A 14,922-nucleotide genomic window follows, 5' to 3' on the forward strand; every position below is an offset into this window, starting at 1 on the left:
AAGTATTTGGTTAAAAGAACTTGTAGCGGGGCCTGCTACAAGTTCTTTTATGTTTTTAGTAAGACAAAATAAGAAAAAAGGAGGGAATACAAGTATGACAAGAAATTTTAAGAAAGCAGCACTTAATTCGTTAGATGGGAAATGGGGAGTAGGTATAGGAGTATCAGCTTTATTCTATTTTGTACCAACCTTAAGTGCATCAGCAATCGCCACTTTTATGTATTTAATATTTGCACTGTTTATCGGGATAATTGGTCCTGATGCATTATTTATTTATTCAATTGGTGGAGAACCACAAGTAGATCCAACAGCACTTGCTGTACTTATTCTAAGTTATATTGGTTTAGGTGGGGTTTGTTTCCTAATTTATAGTCTCATACAAGGTATCTTCAATTATGGATATTCTGTTTTTACTTTACACTTAGGGAAAAAAGAAGATGCTAAGGTAGACGATGTATTTTCGGGATTTAAAAAGAAGAATGTGTTTAAATCAATGAAATTGGGGTTGCTGCAAGCTATTTTTCTTTTTTTATGGAGTCTCTTATTAATTGTTCCAGGTATTATTAAATATTTTTCTTATTCCATGTCTTATTACATATTAGTAGAGAATCCTGATTATACAGCAAGTGAAGCATTGAGAGAAAGTAAAAGAATACTGAAAGGACAAAAGCTAAAGTTATTTGTTCTTTGGTTATCATTTATTGGTTGGTTTTTATTAGCCACATTTATCGGAATGTTTACATTTAATCTATCATTTATTTTTATTTCCCCTTATTACAATACAACTGTCTCCCATTTTTACTTAGATTTAATTAAAAAACAGGATATTGGAGAAGCGAAGGTAAGTATATAAATAAGAAGAAAGTGTGGAATAGGGGTAGCACCACATCGCTATCAAGCTAAGCTTATGTAAAGTCAATTTCAAGCGAGATTGTTTCTTTTTTTCTAAAAGGCAAGTGTAGATGATTGAAAGATTTGCATACGAAATAAACCCTAACGGGTTTCACTTTTTTAAATTAAGCGGCTTGATTTTCAGACATTGTACAATTGTAAACGACACCTAATATATCAAAGACCGTTTTTTTCTCATATCGATGAGATTTCCGCCCGTTTTGCTGTAGGAGATTGAACAGGCGAAGTAACACCTTTGATAGCTCTTGGGTGTTTTTTTGTATAGTTTGGAATAAAAGAAGAAAATAGTCTTTAATCATATATATGGCTTTATACTCACTAAGCTCTCGTTTTTTCTTCATGAGGAGCAATTGCCGCATTTGAAACATGATAGAGGAACAGAGTAGAATGGCAATCAATTGACCATATAAATGGCACTCTAATCGTTCTGGTTTTATCTTCTTACAATGATGAATTTGAAAGAATGACTTCCACGTTTTAAATAAAATTTCGATTTGCCAACGCAAAGAATACCAGTCATGTACCTGTCCCATCGGGACAATATCTGTAGGGGTGTTTGTCATATATACATTGATACCACTGAGTCGTTTACTACGAGGAGAATACTTCATTCCTTTCTTTTTTTCTCTTACAGCTTGATCTTGTAATCGTTTTTGTTGCTGTTGTTTTGTTAATCGATGAACAATTACACGAGCTGGCACTTTATCAATCATTCCTACATAAGCATCAGCTATTTCACATGTTTGTCCTGGTTGAAGGGAGTTCATTAACGTCTCCATATCTATCTGTATATACTCTGTACCTTTCTTAATTCTTCCATCTTGAAAATAATCAGGGCTAGGATTTTTTTGATACATACGTGTATTCGACTTGATACGAGAGATATAGTAGGCCTCTTTATCTTGTATATATTGAAGGTCTTTTAAATGAAAATAACCTAAATCTCGGATACATAAATCATTCGCTGTCACAGTTGGGGCACACAGAGAGCCGTAAGTGCGATCATGTTGTTTACCTGGACCTGTATGAATATGTAGGAACTGTCCACTTAACAAATCATACTCAAGTTGAATTTTTATCCCAGCTGTATGGCTGCATCCTCCTGCACCTGGATAAACCGATGAAAATACATCCGGGAGTTGAAATGCAGTTGAATCTAAAATACGAATACGCTTGAAAACAGAAGTGTATGGAGAAGAAATCGGCATAGATGCGGCCAATTTTTTGCTTAGTAGTTCGGCTAGTAGGTGTTGTAAAAGTTGGACGGCCGCCTTATTAAACCGTTGATTCAGTCCCTCAGGACTGATGAGTACTTCTGTTGATGCTTCTAAACAGCTAGATAACTGAGTTAAAGAAGTCATAGCTATATTTTGGCTCAACCATACACATAAAGCGACTAAATCTTTTGCTTGGTACTTACTGGTTCGTTGTACAAAGCCAACATCTTTTGCAAGATCCCGTAAGGTATTTGGAGATAAAAAACTTTGAATCTCTTGAGCAAATAGTTGTAATTCGTCATACACAGAAACAGACATAAAAAACGCCATCCTTTCCTATGATTCTACAGAAAGAATAGCGTATTTTTTCTACTTAGGGCTATTAAAATCGCTTAATTTGATAGGCATGTTGTGAAATGCCCACAAGAACAGGCTTCATTAAAATTCTATATACCTCTTTCGAATGGGTGCACTCTTTGCGTCAGAACCAAATTTACTATTAATACACAAATACTATCATTTGATCATCACAAAACACACAATAGTAAAGATATAGCATATTATATGGTGATAAATAAATTTTATGAAGGCTAATTGTATATATTCTTATAATAAAGTATATCTGTAGGAGGTAGTTACATGTTTGATAAAAACAAAATACTTCAAGCTAATGCATTTAATTCAAATTTAATTGGTCCTACACTTCCACCAATTCCACCATTTACTCTACCAACAGGCCCTACAGGAGCAACAGGAGTAACAGGTTCAACAGGTCCAACAGGTTCAACAGGTCCAACAGGAGCAACTGAAGGTTGCTTTTGTGACTGCTGTGTTTTACCTATGCAGAATGTTTTACAACAACTTATTGGGGAAACAGTGCTTCTTGGCACTATTGCAGATGCACCAAACGCTCCACCACTTTTCTTTTTATTTACTATTACTTCTGTAAATGATTTTTTAGTTACAGTTACAGATGGTTTCACATCCTTTGTAGTCAATATTTCTGATGTAACAGGGGTAGGTTTTTTACCGCCGGGGCCATCTATAACATTACTTCCACCTGTAGACTTAGGATGTGAATGTGATTGTCGCGAACGACCAATTAGGGAATTACTAGATACGCTTATTGGTTCTACAGTGAATCTTTTAGCAAGTACTGGTTCTACTGCAGTAGATTTTAACGTGGAACAAACAGGTCTTGGTATAGTTCTAGGTACTTTACCTATAAATCCAACTACAATCGTTAGGTTTGCTATTTCAACCTGCAAAATTACAGCTGTAAACATTCTCTAAAATTTAGAGATGCATAATAAAAAATAGTATCAAATGCCCATCAACCCAACATTTTGAAGTACCTCCAAACAAAAAATGTACATTTTCACCTGAGGATGCCAATTTTTTCGTTTTGGGGTATTTGCTTTTCTTAGGTTGATAGCGATGGGGTAGCACCACATCGCTATCAACCTAAGTTCATACAACGTCACTTATAGTAGAGGTTATTTCTTTTTTTCTAGAGGATACATATAGGGAATTTAAAGATTTGCATATGAAATAAACCCTAACGGGTTTCATTTTTTTGAATTAAGCTGCTTTATTATTAGACATGGTATAATTGTAAACGACACCTAATATATCAAAGACTGTTTTCTTCTCATATCGATGAGATTTTCTCCCGTTTTGCTGTAGTAGGTTGAACATGCGAATTAGAATCTTTGATAGCTCTTGGGTATCTTTCTGTATTGCTTGGAAAAGAAGAAGAAAGTAATCTTTAATCATATATATGGCCTTATATTCACTCAGTTCTCGTTTCTTTTTCATAAGAAGCAATTGCCGCATTTGAAACATGGTAGAAGAACAAAGTAGGATGGCAATTAGTTGCCCATACAAATGACATTCCAATCGTTCTTGTTTTATCTTTTTACAATGATGAATATGAAAGAATGATTTCCACGTTTTAAATAAAATCTCGATTTGCCAACGTAAAGAATACCAATCATGCACTTGTCCCATCGGGACAATATCTGTAGGAGTATTTGTCATATATACATTGATACCGCTAAGTCGTTTACTACGAGCAGAATACTTCATTCCTTTCTTTTTTTCTCTTACCGTTTGATTGTGTAATCGTTTTTGTTGTTGTTCTTTTGTTAGTCGATGAACAATCAGACGAGTTGGGACTTTATCAGTTATTCCTACATAAGCGTTGGATATTTCGCATGTTTGTCCTGGTTGAAGGGAGTTCATTAATGTCTCCATATCTATTTGTATATATTCTGTACCTTTCTTAATTCTTCCATCTTGAAAATGATCAGGATTAGGATTTTTCTGATAAATACGTGTATTCGACTTGATACGTGATATATAATAAGCCTTTTTATCTTGTATATGTTGAAGATCTTTCAAATGAAAGTAACCTAAATCTCGGATACATAAATCATTCGCTGTTACAGTTGGGACACACAGGGAACCGTAGGTTCGATCATGTTGTTTACCTGGACCTGTATGAATATGAAGGAATTGTCCACTTAATAAATCATACTCAAGCTGTATCTTTACTCCCGCTGTATGGCTGCATCCTCCCGCACCAGGATAAATTGATGAAAATATATCTGGAAGTTGAAATGCAGTGGAATCTAAAATACGAATACGCTTGAAAATAGAAGAATATGGAGAAGAAATCGGCATAGATAAGGTCAGTTTTTGGTTTATTAATTTAGCTAATAGATGTTGTAAAAATTGTACAGCCGCTTTATTAAATCGTTGATTCAAGCCCTCAGGGCTGATGAGTACTTCTGTTGATGCTTCTAAACAGCTAGATAACTGAGTTAAAGAAGTCATAGCTACATTTTGGTTCACCCATACACATAAAGCGACTAAATCTTTTGCTTGGTACTTACTGGCTCGTTGTACAAAACCAGCATCTCTAACAAGATCCCGTAAGGCATTTGGAGATAGGGCACTTTGAATCTCTTGAGCAAATAGTTGTAATTCGTCAGACACAGAAACAGACATAAAAAACGCCATCCTTTCCTATAATTCTACAGAAAGAATAACGTCTTTTTTGCTTTATGGATAGTGCAAAACCTTAGCTTTATATAACCGTTTAATCATTACTTCTGTTATATATATTTACATAATCTTTGTCAGCTGAATTCCATTAAGCCTTTTGGAATGTATTAACTATAGGCAGCAACTCTTTTAAATCATTAATTACATGCTCATCTGTAAACGGATTCCCCCAAAACGTATCTTTCTTCCATATTGCATTCATTCCCACATCCCGAGCTCCTATTACATCATTATTTGGATGATCTCCTACGTACACACTTTCTTCCGGACTAACACCTAGTCTTGCTAAAGCTCTCAGAAAAATTTCAGCTTGAGGTTTTTTTATCCCTTCTTGTTCTGACACTAAAATGATATCCATGTACTTATCAATTCCTAGAGCGCGGATATTCAGTAGTTGGAATTCAGTAAATCCATTTGTAATCATGCCTAATAAAATCCCTCCACTTTTAAGCTCTTGTAATACATACTCCATGTTAGAAAAAGGAATACAGTTATGTTGAAAGTTATTTATGTAATCCTCTAATAATTGCTCCCAAGTTAAACTAGTAATAGAATGTTCTTGAAGTAACTGTTCATATACTTTGTCTTTCCAAACATATCCCTTATTATCTAACTCAATAAATCGGTTTACATATTGTTCTTCAGGTACATGTTTTAGTTCATTAATATACCTCGTGTATTGATCTTTAATAAAAAGTTTAAGGGAACTATCTCTATCCAACAAAGTTCCATCTAAATCGAAAATAACTGCTTTCACCATTCTTTCTCCCCCTTTTATTAAAGAGTACTAAAAAAGGGCTATATACCCTATCTATACAAGTATTGTGTACATAACGCATCAGTAGTAGTAAATAAACTAAGAAAATGTAAAGGGATTTCTTTTTACATTATTACTTCAGCTTAATTACTAACATGTGATTAGCATTCTTCTGAAACTCATAAGATACTTTTACTTCTTCAATCGAACGAACATGTTCTTTTAAGTCATTCATCAATTGAGATAATTGATCATATTTCTTTCCATATAAATCTGTTAAAGGAAAAATACGAATTTCACCTTTTGTTACACGTATCAACTCTTTTAAACTATTTAAGTGGAATTGATAATCTAAACGATCAGAATACATGAACAGCAAATGTGCACAAACTGTCATATCAAATTGTTTATTTTCAAATGGTAAAACAGGCAAAGTAACAGCCTGATAATGTTGCGGATTTTCTCTCATATCCTGAACACAATCTTTTAAAGCACGGCTTCTTTCTTCTTTTAATGCATCAATAGACGAGAAATGCTCCCATACATAGTTTCCTGATGCTTTTTCCATATGTTTTATAGTATGTTCAATGTCTTCTAATCCTTTTTGTTCCAAGTCAACTACCTCATGATAATAAGCAATATCACAAGACGTAGAATCAATACCTAATTTATTGGCATGTGCAGTAAAAGAACATGCTCCGCCTGCACAATCTAAAACTTTCATATTCTCTAAATTTTCAGGAGATAAATCAAACATTTTAATGTATTCCTCAAATGTTTTACCAATAAATACAATACGATTAATATCTAACTTTAAATTTTTTTCAATTATACTCACCGTATCTCGCCCCTTTTTTATCCAAATATTCCAAACACTCTTCCATTTTATCTTTTTTATATAAATTTCGCGATATAAATCTATTGTCTTCAGGTAACATAACCATCTTATCAGTAGTCAACAATGGATAAAATTTTCATTCTGGGGGAGTTGTATTTTCTTAGCTTGATAGCGATGGGGTAACGTCACATGCCCATCAACTTAAGAATTCAGAATTACCCCAAAACAAAAAAATGAGCTTTTTTGCTACAAGTTAGCACAAAATTTCGTTCTGGGGGTATTTACTTTTCTTAGCTTGATAGCGATGGGGTACTAGCCCTAAAAGGAGGAATTTAATTGAAGTTAAAAATAATAATTTATTATCTATTTTTAGAAAAAATTATTTTTTTAATAGAAAGATATTGAAATATATATATAATTGTATTAAACTAATATTTACCAGGGTATATATTCAAAAAAAAGAAAATATATCCTGAAAAAACACTAAAGGGGATAGTAATTATGGTAGTAAAAGTTCCAAACTTAGAAGCGGTAAAAGGATTAGAATCAGTTAAAAAAGAAGAGTTAAATAACGTAGTTGGTGGAATGTCTAAAGCACAATGTGCTTATCTATGGTCATTATGTGGTACTGGCGGTGCTCGTTTTGGTAGTGTTGGGATTGAAAACACTTGTAGACTAGCAATTGCAAACTGCTAACAAGTAAAAAAGCCCTACTTTAATTTAAAGTAGGGCTTTCTTTATAAAAGAATGCAAATGAATGGGTGTAAATTTATGTTATCAAAGAAAAAATATTCTCATACAAAACAAAATGGTGAGTATGATTGCGGTGCTGCTTGTGTGGCCACAATTTTATCAGATTATAATATTCATTATAATCTTAATGTTATTAGAGATATTATTAATACAGAAATATATGGAACTACAGCTTCAAATATTATAAATGGTTTCAAAAAATTAGATTTTAAAGCAGAGGCATTTCATTTAGAATCTAGTGATTTTTTTAAGGTTGTTCAAACATTAAATGCTCCCTGTATTGCGTATACAACAAAGGAAAGCGGGGGACATTTTGTAGTAATTCATGGAACTCAGAAAAGCAAAATAATTATTAGTGATCCTTCTAATAATACAATAGAAAAGGTTGAAAAAAGTGAATTTTTGCAGAAATTTGGAGGGGTTATAATTACAGTATATCCCAAAGAGGGGGCTACTAAACAGGGAAATCCATTAAAAAAAGGAAATGTTAAATCACAAATACTAGAATTGATATTTGATAATAAACTTGCTCTTCTTTTTGTTCTTATTCTTTCTATATTTATTATAGCTGCAACGATTGCTTTTTCATTTTTTATTAAGTTAATTGTAGATGTTATTATTCCAAATCGTTGGGAAGATGGCCTTTCTACAATTGCTTTAGCATTTATAGGGTTTGCTCTTGGAAGGTGTTTATTAGAATATATTAGAGGACGACTAATAATTAAGATTGGATTTCAAGTAGAAAAGAGGCTTTTCAACAAATATTTTTCTCATTTATTAAAACTTCCTAGTACATTCTTCCAAAAGAGAAATACTGGTGAATTGATTTCTAGGTTTAATGATGCGAGAGATTTAAGAGACCTTGTTAGTACGAGCGTAGTATCTGCTGTTGTAGATATATTATTGATTTTTATATCTGGAGTTTTCTTGTATTTGCAAAATGAGAATCTATTTTTTGCATCTTTAGTTCCGATGTTCCTGTATTTAGTTATAACATATTTGTTCTATGAAAATTTGGCTAGACAGAGTAAAAATACCATGGAGAATAACGCGGATGTAAATAGTTATTTGGTTCAAATGTTAAAGGGCATGGAAGGAATTAAATCGTTTAATAAACAACCATTTGTGCAAGACATGAAAGATAATAAATTTAATAACTTTCTCTCGAGTATAGTTAAGTTAAATAATACCATTAATTTATCTAATTCTTTAAAATTGGTTCTCCAATCAATATTTCAAGTCATTGTTCTATGGCTGGGTGTAAAAGAAATATTTTCAGATAATATGAGTTTAGGATCTTTATTAACTTTTAATATGTTATTAGGATACTTTTTAGGGTCAACGGAAAACCTTATGAACTTACAGCCATTGATACAAAAAGGAATAGTAGCCGCAGAACGATTATTTGAGATTTTAGAGTATCCCATTAAAGAAATAAAAAAACAAAGTACATTACTTGATGAAATTAAAACAATTAATATTAAAAATCTTACGTTCTCGTATAATGATGAGAAGATATTTGAAAATGCTACGTTAGAAATCAAAAAAGGAGAAACGATTGCATTTATTGGAGATAGTGGATCAGGTAAAAGTACTTTAGCGAAGTTGTTAGTAAATTTATATGAAGTGCCTGAGCAAAGTATTTTTATTGATGGTAGGGATATAAATCATATTAATAAAGTTTCTTTGAGAAATAAAATATTGTATGTTCCCCAAAGTCCTTTCTTTTTTACGGGGACTGTATTGGAAAATATATGTTTAGGAAAGGAATTTTTAGAGGAAGAGATTAAACGTGCCAGCGAAATGTCTGGGCTGTATAAATTTTTAAATAAAACTCCTTATGGATATAATCATTTGCTCACAGAAAATGCATCTAACATTTCTTTGGGACAAAGACAAATGATTATGCTAACCAGGGCAATATTACATGCACCAGATATATTGATTCTAGACGAGGCAACAAGCAATATAGATAAGAATACATCCAAAGAGATATTAGAGAATTTAAAAAGAATTGATTGTACCAAAATAATAATAACTCATGAGAGAAATAATATGGACTATTTCGATAAAATCTGTTTATTTTCTGATACAGAAATCATGTTAGTAGAGGAAAGGGAGCTTTTAGTATGAAGAAATGGATTTTAGTCACTGTGGCATTAATAGTAACAATTGGCTCTATGTTTTTTCTTTTTAAAAAAACTGAAGATGAAAAACCGTTATATAAAAATGTAAGTATGAAAGAATATAAACAAAAAATGAATAATAAAGAGGATTTTGTTATGTATATATATTCTCCAACCTGCACATTTTGTAAGTCATTTAAACCTACATTAAATGAAACAATTAAAGAAACGGACTTGAAAATATTAGCTTTAGATACCAGTATTAGTGAGAATTTAGATAATACCTTCCTTAATAAATATAAAATAGAGCATACGCCTACCCTTATTTATTATAGTCGAGGAGAAGAAAAGGATAGAAGAGAAGGAAATTTATCAAAAAAAGATTTATTGAAATTTCTAGAGCCATATACAAATGTTGGTACAGCTAAAAACTGATTAATTTATGTGGAGGTGAATAACCAATGCCAATCTCAATTTTTGAGCATAAAGAAACGCTCATAAAATACAACGAAGAGATTTTAGAAGGATACGAATTAATAAAAGCGTCTAATGTTCTTGTTGATGATAATTTTACAGTAGGAAAATTAGAAGTGTTAAGAGAGAACATCCGAAATCTTTATGATAATAAAACGTTTCCAAAAATTACGTGTTGTATCTTAACTTTTAATGAAGAAAGATGTATAGAAAGATGTATTTCCAGTATTTATCAGGAAGTTGACGAGGTAGTGGTACTAGATTCGGGTTCTACTGATAGGACTTTAGAAATAATTAAAGAGAAATTCTCAAATGTTAAGATAGTGTCCCTTGAATGGAAAAATGACTTTGCTTACCATAGAAACTATGTAATAAATCAAACAAGTCATGATTGGATTTTATTTCTAGATGCTGATGAATATTTATCTGAACATGATCGGGGAAAGATAAAAAATGTCATAAGGTTCGCTGCAATATTTGAAGATAAAGAGTTTTGTATTAGTCCGTTTATCCGCAATACGGATGGACACACGTATAATGACACAAAAAGAATATTTAATAAACAAGCTAATATTAGATATTATGGGAAGGTTCATGAAGAGCCTTTAAAAGATGATAAAAATGTCCCTAGTCATATGATTGTGGATATGACCTTTATACATGATGGATATGAATTAAATGTAGTACAGAAGAAGAACAAGTTTAAAAGGAATATAACTTTAATAGAAGATATGGTGAAAAAAGAACCTAGCAATTACAAGTGGAAATTTTTCCTTGGTAGGGAAAAATATGCGAATGGAAATATTGAGGAATATCCTGCAAGTATAGATGTATTAGTTGAGGTTATAAATCATTATTTAGAATTAGGAGAGTTGTCACAAAGGTATCTTTGTGAATCCCTAGTGATTGTCTGTAATGCATATCTATCTATGGGGTATATCGATAAATTACAAGAATTCCTAGAGGTATTAAGAAATAATTTCCCTAATTGCTCAGATATTTACTATTTTGATTTGATAATCAATTTGTTAATTTGTAAGAAAAGTATATATAATTCTTTACAAGAGATAGAAAAGGAAGTTCTTAATAATGATATTGGAATAAGTTATATCAATACGACTAATAGTCACTTACATTCGTTACTAGTTCTTTCCTTGTTAAGCATGGGAGAAAATGAAAGGGCTTTAGAAATATATTGTAAAGAAAACTTGAGTGAAAAAATCCTGAATTGCAAGAACAATTGAGAAAGACATTTTATCAACTAAAGAAAACTTTAGGTATATCCTAAAGTTTTTAAAATAATAGAAAATCTAGAGGTGAAATAATTATGGAAAACTTAAAAAAAGCTATGACTTTAGTACAGCCACACTTGGGAACAGAAGAGGTTGTTGAAAAAAGTGTTTATGGAATGTTTCAGTTTCAATTATTTGGCGCAGGTGGGCAAAGGAAAGGAATTTTAATTGCTACGAATGAACGGTTGTGTTTCTATACTAAATATTTGGGGAACGAAACTTTTGAAGTATTTGAGTATAAAAAAATTGATTCTATAAAAGTGGAGAAAGGACTGTTAAGCGGTCCGAAAATTGTCTTTTATCATAATGGTAATCGTGAAATGATGAATTTAATTGAAGACGGAGACTTGGAAGTCTTTGTAAGGTTTGTAAAAGAAAAAATCAAAGAGTAGTGTTATTTATTAATTTAAAATCAATCTATCTTTTATAGGATGTTCTTTTATTAAAAGATGGATTGATTTTATTTCATTTGAAGGAGATATCAAAATGAATATGATGCAAAAATTTAATATTCACTTGGCCTGGATAATATCTATATGTGGAACAGCATTTAGTCTTTTATTTAGTGAAATTTTAGATCTTCCACCATGTGATTTGTGCTGGTATCAAAGGATTTTTATGTATCCTCTTGTACTAATTTTAGGTGTAGGTATTTATAAAAAGGATTCTAATATAAATAGTTATGCATTACCTTTGTCAATTTTAGGATTAAGCATATCTTTATATCATATCTTAATACAAACATTCCCATCTTTAAGTGTTTCTTCATGTGCTATTGGGGTTTCTTGTACTACGGATAGCTTAAACTTATTTGGCTTTATAACCATTCCAATGCTATCCTTTTTAGGGTTTTTAATAATAACTATACTTTTATATCCAAAATTTAAAGTTAAAGCCTAATTTATAGGATTAGGATGGGGATAAATTTCATTTTATAATTTATGGTTCTGATGCAAAAAACTCTTTAGCATGGAAAACAACTCTTCCAACTTTAGAGAAGGTATGTGATAAATATAGAAAAGGAAAATTAGAAATAGTTATCTTTCTGTAGGGGTACGGAAAGGATTTTGGATATGAAGGGCCACTTTGGGGAAATATTCAAATCGATATTATAAATATAAACAAGATAATCGAGTAGTAAAAATTTCAGTCCGAACGGAATTTTTCTATACTGAAATTTTTCAAGGGAGAAATCATGTGGGGTACAGCCGAGATACATGTAATTTCGAGTTATAGGCTTACTTTCATTTCCAAATCGATTTAAATTGTACAGTATGTAAATATAAGATATACTTGATTTCGAAGAGCAAATTATGTGGCATAAGTGTATGTGTGGTAAATTTACGTGAACAGAAGTAAATATGGAATAAAGAAAAAGGTAGACACAGAGAAAGAATGTGCCTATCTTTTTTTGTATAAGTTTGCTTATTTTTAACTTTATTTTGTACAATCATTATAAGAACCGTTAGGAATAATAAGGGATGACTAGAATGTCACTTATACGGACAATTAATAAGTATCCTTCTTTGTTCCTCCACTATCTTTCAAATGCGCCAATTACTCCTCATCAAGAAGAAACGAGAATTAAGTGAATATAAAGTAATTTATATCATCAAAAATTATTTTCCACTTATTTATCAAACTTTACAAAAAGATACCCAAGAATTAACAAAGATTCTCTTTCGTCTGCTTAATTGCTTACAGAAAAACGGACAAAAATCCCATCGATATGAGAAGAAAACAGTCTTTGATATATTAGGTGTCGTTTACAATTATACCATTTCTGAAGATCAAGCGGCCTAATTCAAAAAATGAAACCCGATAGGGTTTATTTCGCATGCAAACCTTTAAATTCTCTAAGCATGGCTTTTAGAAAAAAGAAATAATCTCTACTATACTTGACATTGTATAATCTTAGCTTGATAGCGATGTGGTGCTACCCCATCGCTATCAAGCTAAGAAATTAAGTCACCCCCAAAACAAAAAATGAACTTAAATTCTTTAGAAATGATATAAAATGTTTATTAGAAAAGGAGAACAAGTATATAATTTGGTACCTGCTAATGAGATTTACTGTTGATAAATGGTGTTTTGTTAACTAAAAGGTGAGTATATATAAACATTTTCAAAGATTCTCAATATACAAATAGATTAATTTCAATTTAAAGTTTATAATTAGTTTGTGGGAAAGTTTATAACAAAGGGGCATACATATGTTAAATTACATCTGCACTACATGCGGCGTTCAATATTCTAAAAGTCAAGAAGTTCCTTCTGATTGTATAATTTGTAATGAAGAAAGGCAGTATGTTAATCCATCTGGACAATCATGGACTACTCTTGAAAAAATGCAAAAAAGTAAATTATATAAAAATGAAATCTTAAAAGAAGAAACTGGTTTATATAGTATTACTACAAAACCTGAATTTGCAATTGGGCAAACAGCTTATTTAATACAAAGTCAAAATTTTAATGTTTTGTGGGATTGTATTACTTACTTAGATGAAAATACAATACAAGAGATACATAAACTGGGAGGTATACAAGCAATTGTACTTTCCCATCCTCACTATTATTCTACACAAGTAGAATGGGCAGAAACATTTAATATTCCAATTTATATTCATGAAGATGATAAAGAGTGGGTAAATCGTTCAAGTAAACAAATTATTTTCTGGTCTGGAGAATCTTTGGTATTAACTGATGCGATTACAATTTATCGTTTGGGAGGGCACTTTAAAGGTGGAGCTATTTTACATTGGAAAGATGGCAGTGACAAAAAAGGTCTTCTTCTGACAGGTGATATCATCCAAGTTGTTGCAGATCGTCAGTGGGTAAGTTTTATGTATAGTTATCCAAATTTAATTCCGTTGCCAGCTAATAAAGTAAAAGAAATGGTAGATAAGATTAAAGACTTACCTTTTAATCGCTTGTATAATGCATTTCATAGAGTAATAGTCGAGGATGCAAATAAGTCTGTTCAAAAATCGGCTGATCGGTATATAAAAGCTTTACAGGGAAAACTTTTTCATACTTAAAAAATCAAGTCACTTCTGACGACACCGATTATATAAAAGTAATTACGGTTTTTTACTATCCATAAAGCAAAAAACACGTTATCCTTTCTGTAGAATCATAGGAAAGGATGGCGTTTTTTGTATGTCTATTTCTGTATCTGACGAACTACAACTATTTGCCCAGGAGATTCAGGATCTTTTATCCCCAAATACCTTACAGAATCTAGCTAGAGATGTTGGGTTTGTACAACGAGCAAGTAAGTATCGAGCACAAGATTTAGTAGCTTTATGTGTATGGATAAGCCAAAGTGTAGCAAAAACGTCCTTAAACCAGCTATGTAGTTGTTTAGAAGCATCAACAGAAATACTCATCAGTCCCGAAGGACTGAATCAAAGATTTAACGCTGCAGCCGTCCAGTTTCTACAGAAAGTATTAGCCAAACTTCTCAACCAAAAGTTATTTTCCG

The 14,922-nt window shown here is 31.7% G+C and carries 13 protein-coding genes and 2 pseudogenes; 11 read left to right on the forward strand and 4 right to left on the reverse strand.

Features of this window, described 5'->3' with window-relative positions; translation table 11 throughout:
* The first annotated feature begins 94 nt into the window (after positions 1-94).
* The gene (locus tag JFU02_RS03370; protein ID WP_201069780.1) at positions 95-853 is read left to right on the forward strand and encodes a DUF975 family protein; all 759 of its coding nucleotides are present in this window, start codon (positions 95-97) and stop codon (positions 851-853) included.
* A 163-nt stretch (positions 854-1,016) separates the two neighbouring features.
* Here the strand turns inward: JFU02_RS03370 and JFU02_RS03375 are convergent, their stop codons facing one another.
* Entirely contained in the window at positions 1,017-2,447 is a 1,431-nt protein-coding gene (locus JFU02_RS03375; protein ID WP_201069782.1) for an IS4 family transposase, read from the reverse strand.
* 321 nt (positions 2,448-2,768) lie between these two features.
* Here JFU02_RS03375 and JFU02_RS32395 point away from each other — a divergent pair, with 321 nt between their 5' ends.
* The gene (locus JFU02_RS32395) at positions 2,769-3,422 is read left to right on the forward strand and encodes an exosporium leader peptide-containing protein (protein ID WP_201069784.1); all 654 of its coding nucleotides are present in this window, start codon (positions 2,769-2,771) and stop codon (positions 3,420-3,422) included.
* Between the two features lie 288 nt (positions 3,423-3,710).
* Here JFU02_RS32395 and JFU02_RS03385 read toward each other — a convergent pair whose 3' ends face one another.
* From JFU02_RS03385 to JFU02_RS03395, 3 genes are all read right to left on the reverse strand, one after another.
* Positions 3,711-5,141, reverse strand: a complete 1,431-nt coding sequence (locus tag JFU02_RS03385) for an IS4 family transposase (RefSeq protein ID WP_201069785.1) — start codon at positions 5,139-5,141, stop codon at positions 3,711-3,713.
* A 145-nt stretch (positions 5,142-5,286) separates the two neighbouring features.
* Positions 5,287-5,958: an HAD family hydrolase gene (locus tag JFU02_RS03390; RefSeq protein WP_201069787.1), complete on the reverse strand. Its 672-nt coding sequence runs from the start codon at positions 5,956-5,958 to the stop codon at positions 5,287-5,289.
* Positions 5,959-6,088: 130 nt separating this feature from the next.
* Positions 6,089-6,793: an SAM-dependent methyltransferase gene (locus JFU02_RS03395; protein ID WP_201069789.1), complete on the reverse strand. Its 705-nt coding sequence runs from the start codon at positions 6,791-6,793 to the stop codon at positions 6,089-6,091.
* Positions 6,794-7,294: 501 nt separating this feature from the next.
* On the opposite strand from JFU02_RS03395, the gene JFU02_RS03400 reads away from it, so the two are divergent.
* From JFU02_RS03400 to JFU02_RS03440, 9 genes and pseudogenes are all read left to right on the forward strand, one after another.
* Entirely contained in the window at positions 7,295-7,489 is a 195-nt protein-coding gene (locus JFU02_RS03400) for a hypothetical protein (RefSeq protein ID WP_201069791.1), read from the forward strand.
* Positions 7,490-7,564: 75 nt separating this feature from the next.
* Positions 7,565-9,679 (forward strand): peptidase domain-containing ABC transporter, encoded by a 2,115-nt coding sequence (locus tag JFU02_RS03405; RefSeq protein ID WP_201069793.1) that lies wholly within the window; start codon positions 7,565-7,567, stop codon positions 9,677-9,679.
* Positions 9,676-10,107, forward strand: a complete 432-nt coding sequence (locus JFU02_RS03410; RefSeq protein ID WP_201069795.1) for a thioredoxin family protein — start codon at positions 9,676-9,678, stop codon at positions 10,105-10,107. The genes JFU02_RS03405 and JFU02_RS03410 overlap by 4 nt, the downstream gene beginning before the upstream one ends.
* Before the next feature lie 26 nt (positions 10,108-10,133).
* Complete coding sequence (locus JFU02_RS03415; protein WP_201069797.1) at positions 10,134-11,390, forward strand: glycosyltransferase; 1,257 nt, start codon at positions 10,134-10,136, stop codon at positions 11,388-11,390.
* An 83-nt stretch (positions 11,391-11,473) separates the two neighbouring features.
* A complete protein-coding gene (locus JFU02_RS03420; protein WP_201069799.1) occupies positions 11,474-11,830 on the forward strand; it encodes a PH domain-containing protein in 357 nt (118 codons plus the stop codon).
* A gap of 94 nt (positions 11,831-11,924) precedes the next feature.
* Complete coding sequence (locus JFU02_RS03425; RefSeq protein ID WP_201069807.1) at positions 11,925-12,338, forward strand: disulfide oxidoreductase; 414 nt, start codon at positions 11,925-11,927, stop codon at positions 12,336-12,338.
* Between the two features lie 585 nt (positions 12,339-12,923).
* A pseudogene (locus tag JFU02_RS03430) lies at positions 12,924-13,241 on the forward strand (IS4 family transposase); the annotation flags it as partial.
* Positions 13,242-13,651: 410 nt separating this feature from the next.
* A complete protein-coding gene (locus tag JFU02_RS03435) occupies positions 13,652-14,476 on the forward strand; it encodes an MBL fold metallo-hydrolase (protein WP_000935936.1) in 825 nt (274 codons plus the stop codon).
* A gap of 121 nt (positions 14,477-14,597) precedes the next feature.
* Positions 14,598-14,922 (forward strand): annotated as a pseudogene (locus tag JFU02_RS03440) (IS4 family transposase); the annotation flags it as partial.

Source organism: Bacillus sp. TH13, assembly GCF_016651175.1.
Taxonomy (GTDB): Bacteria; Bacillota; Bacilli; order Bacillales; family Bacillaceae_G; genus Bacillus_A; species Bacillus_A thuringiensis_S.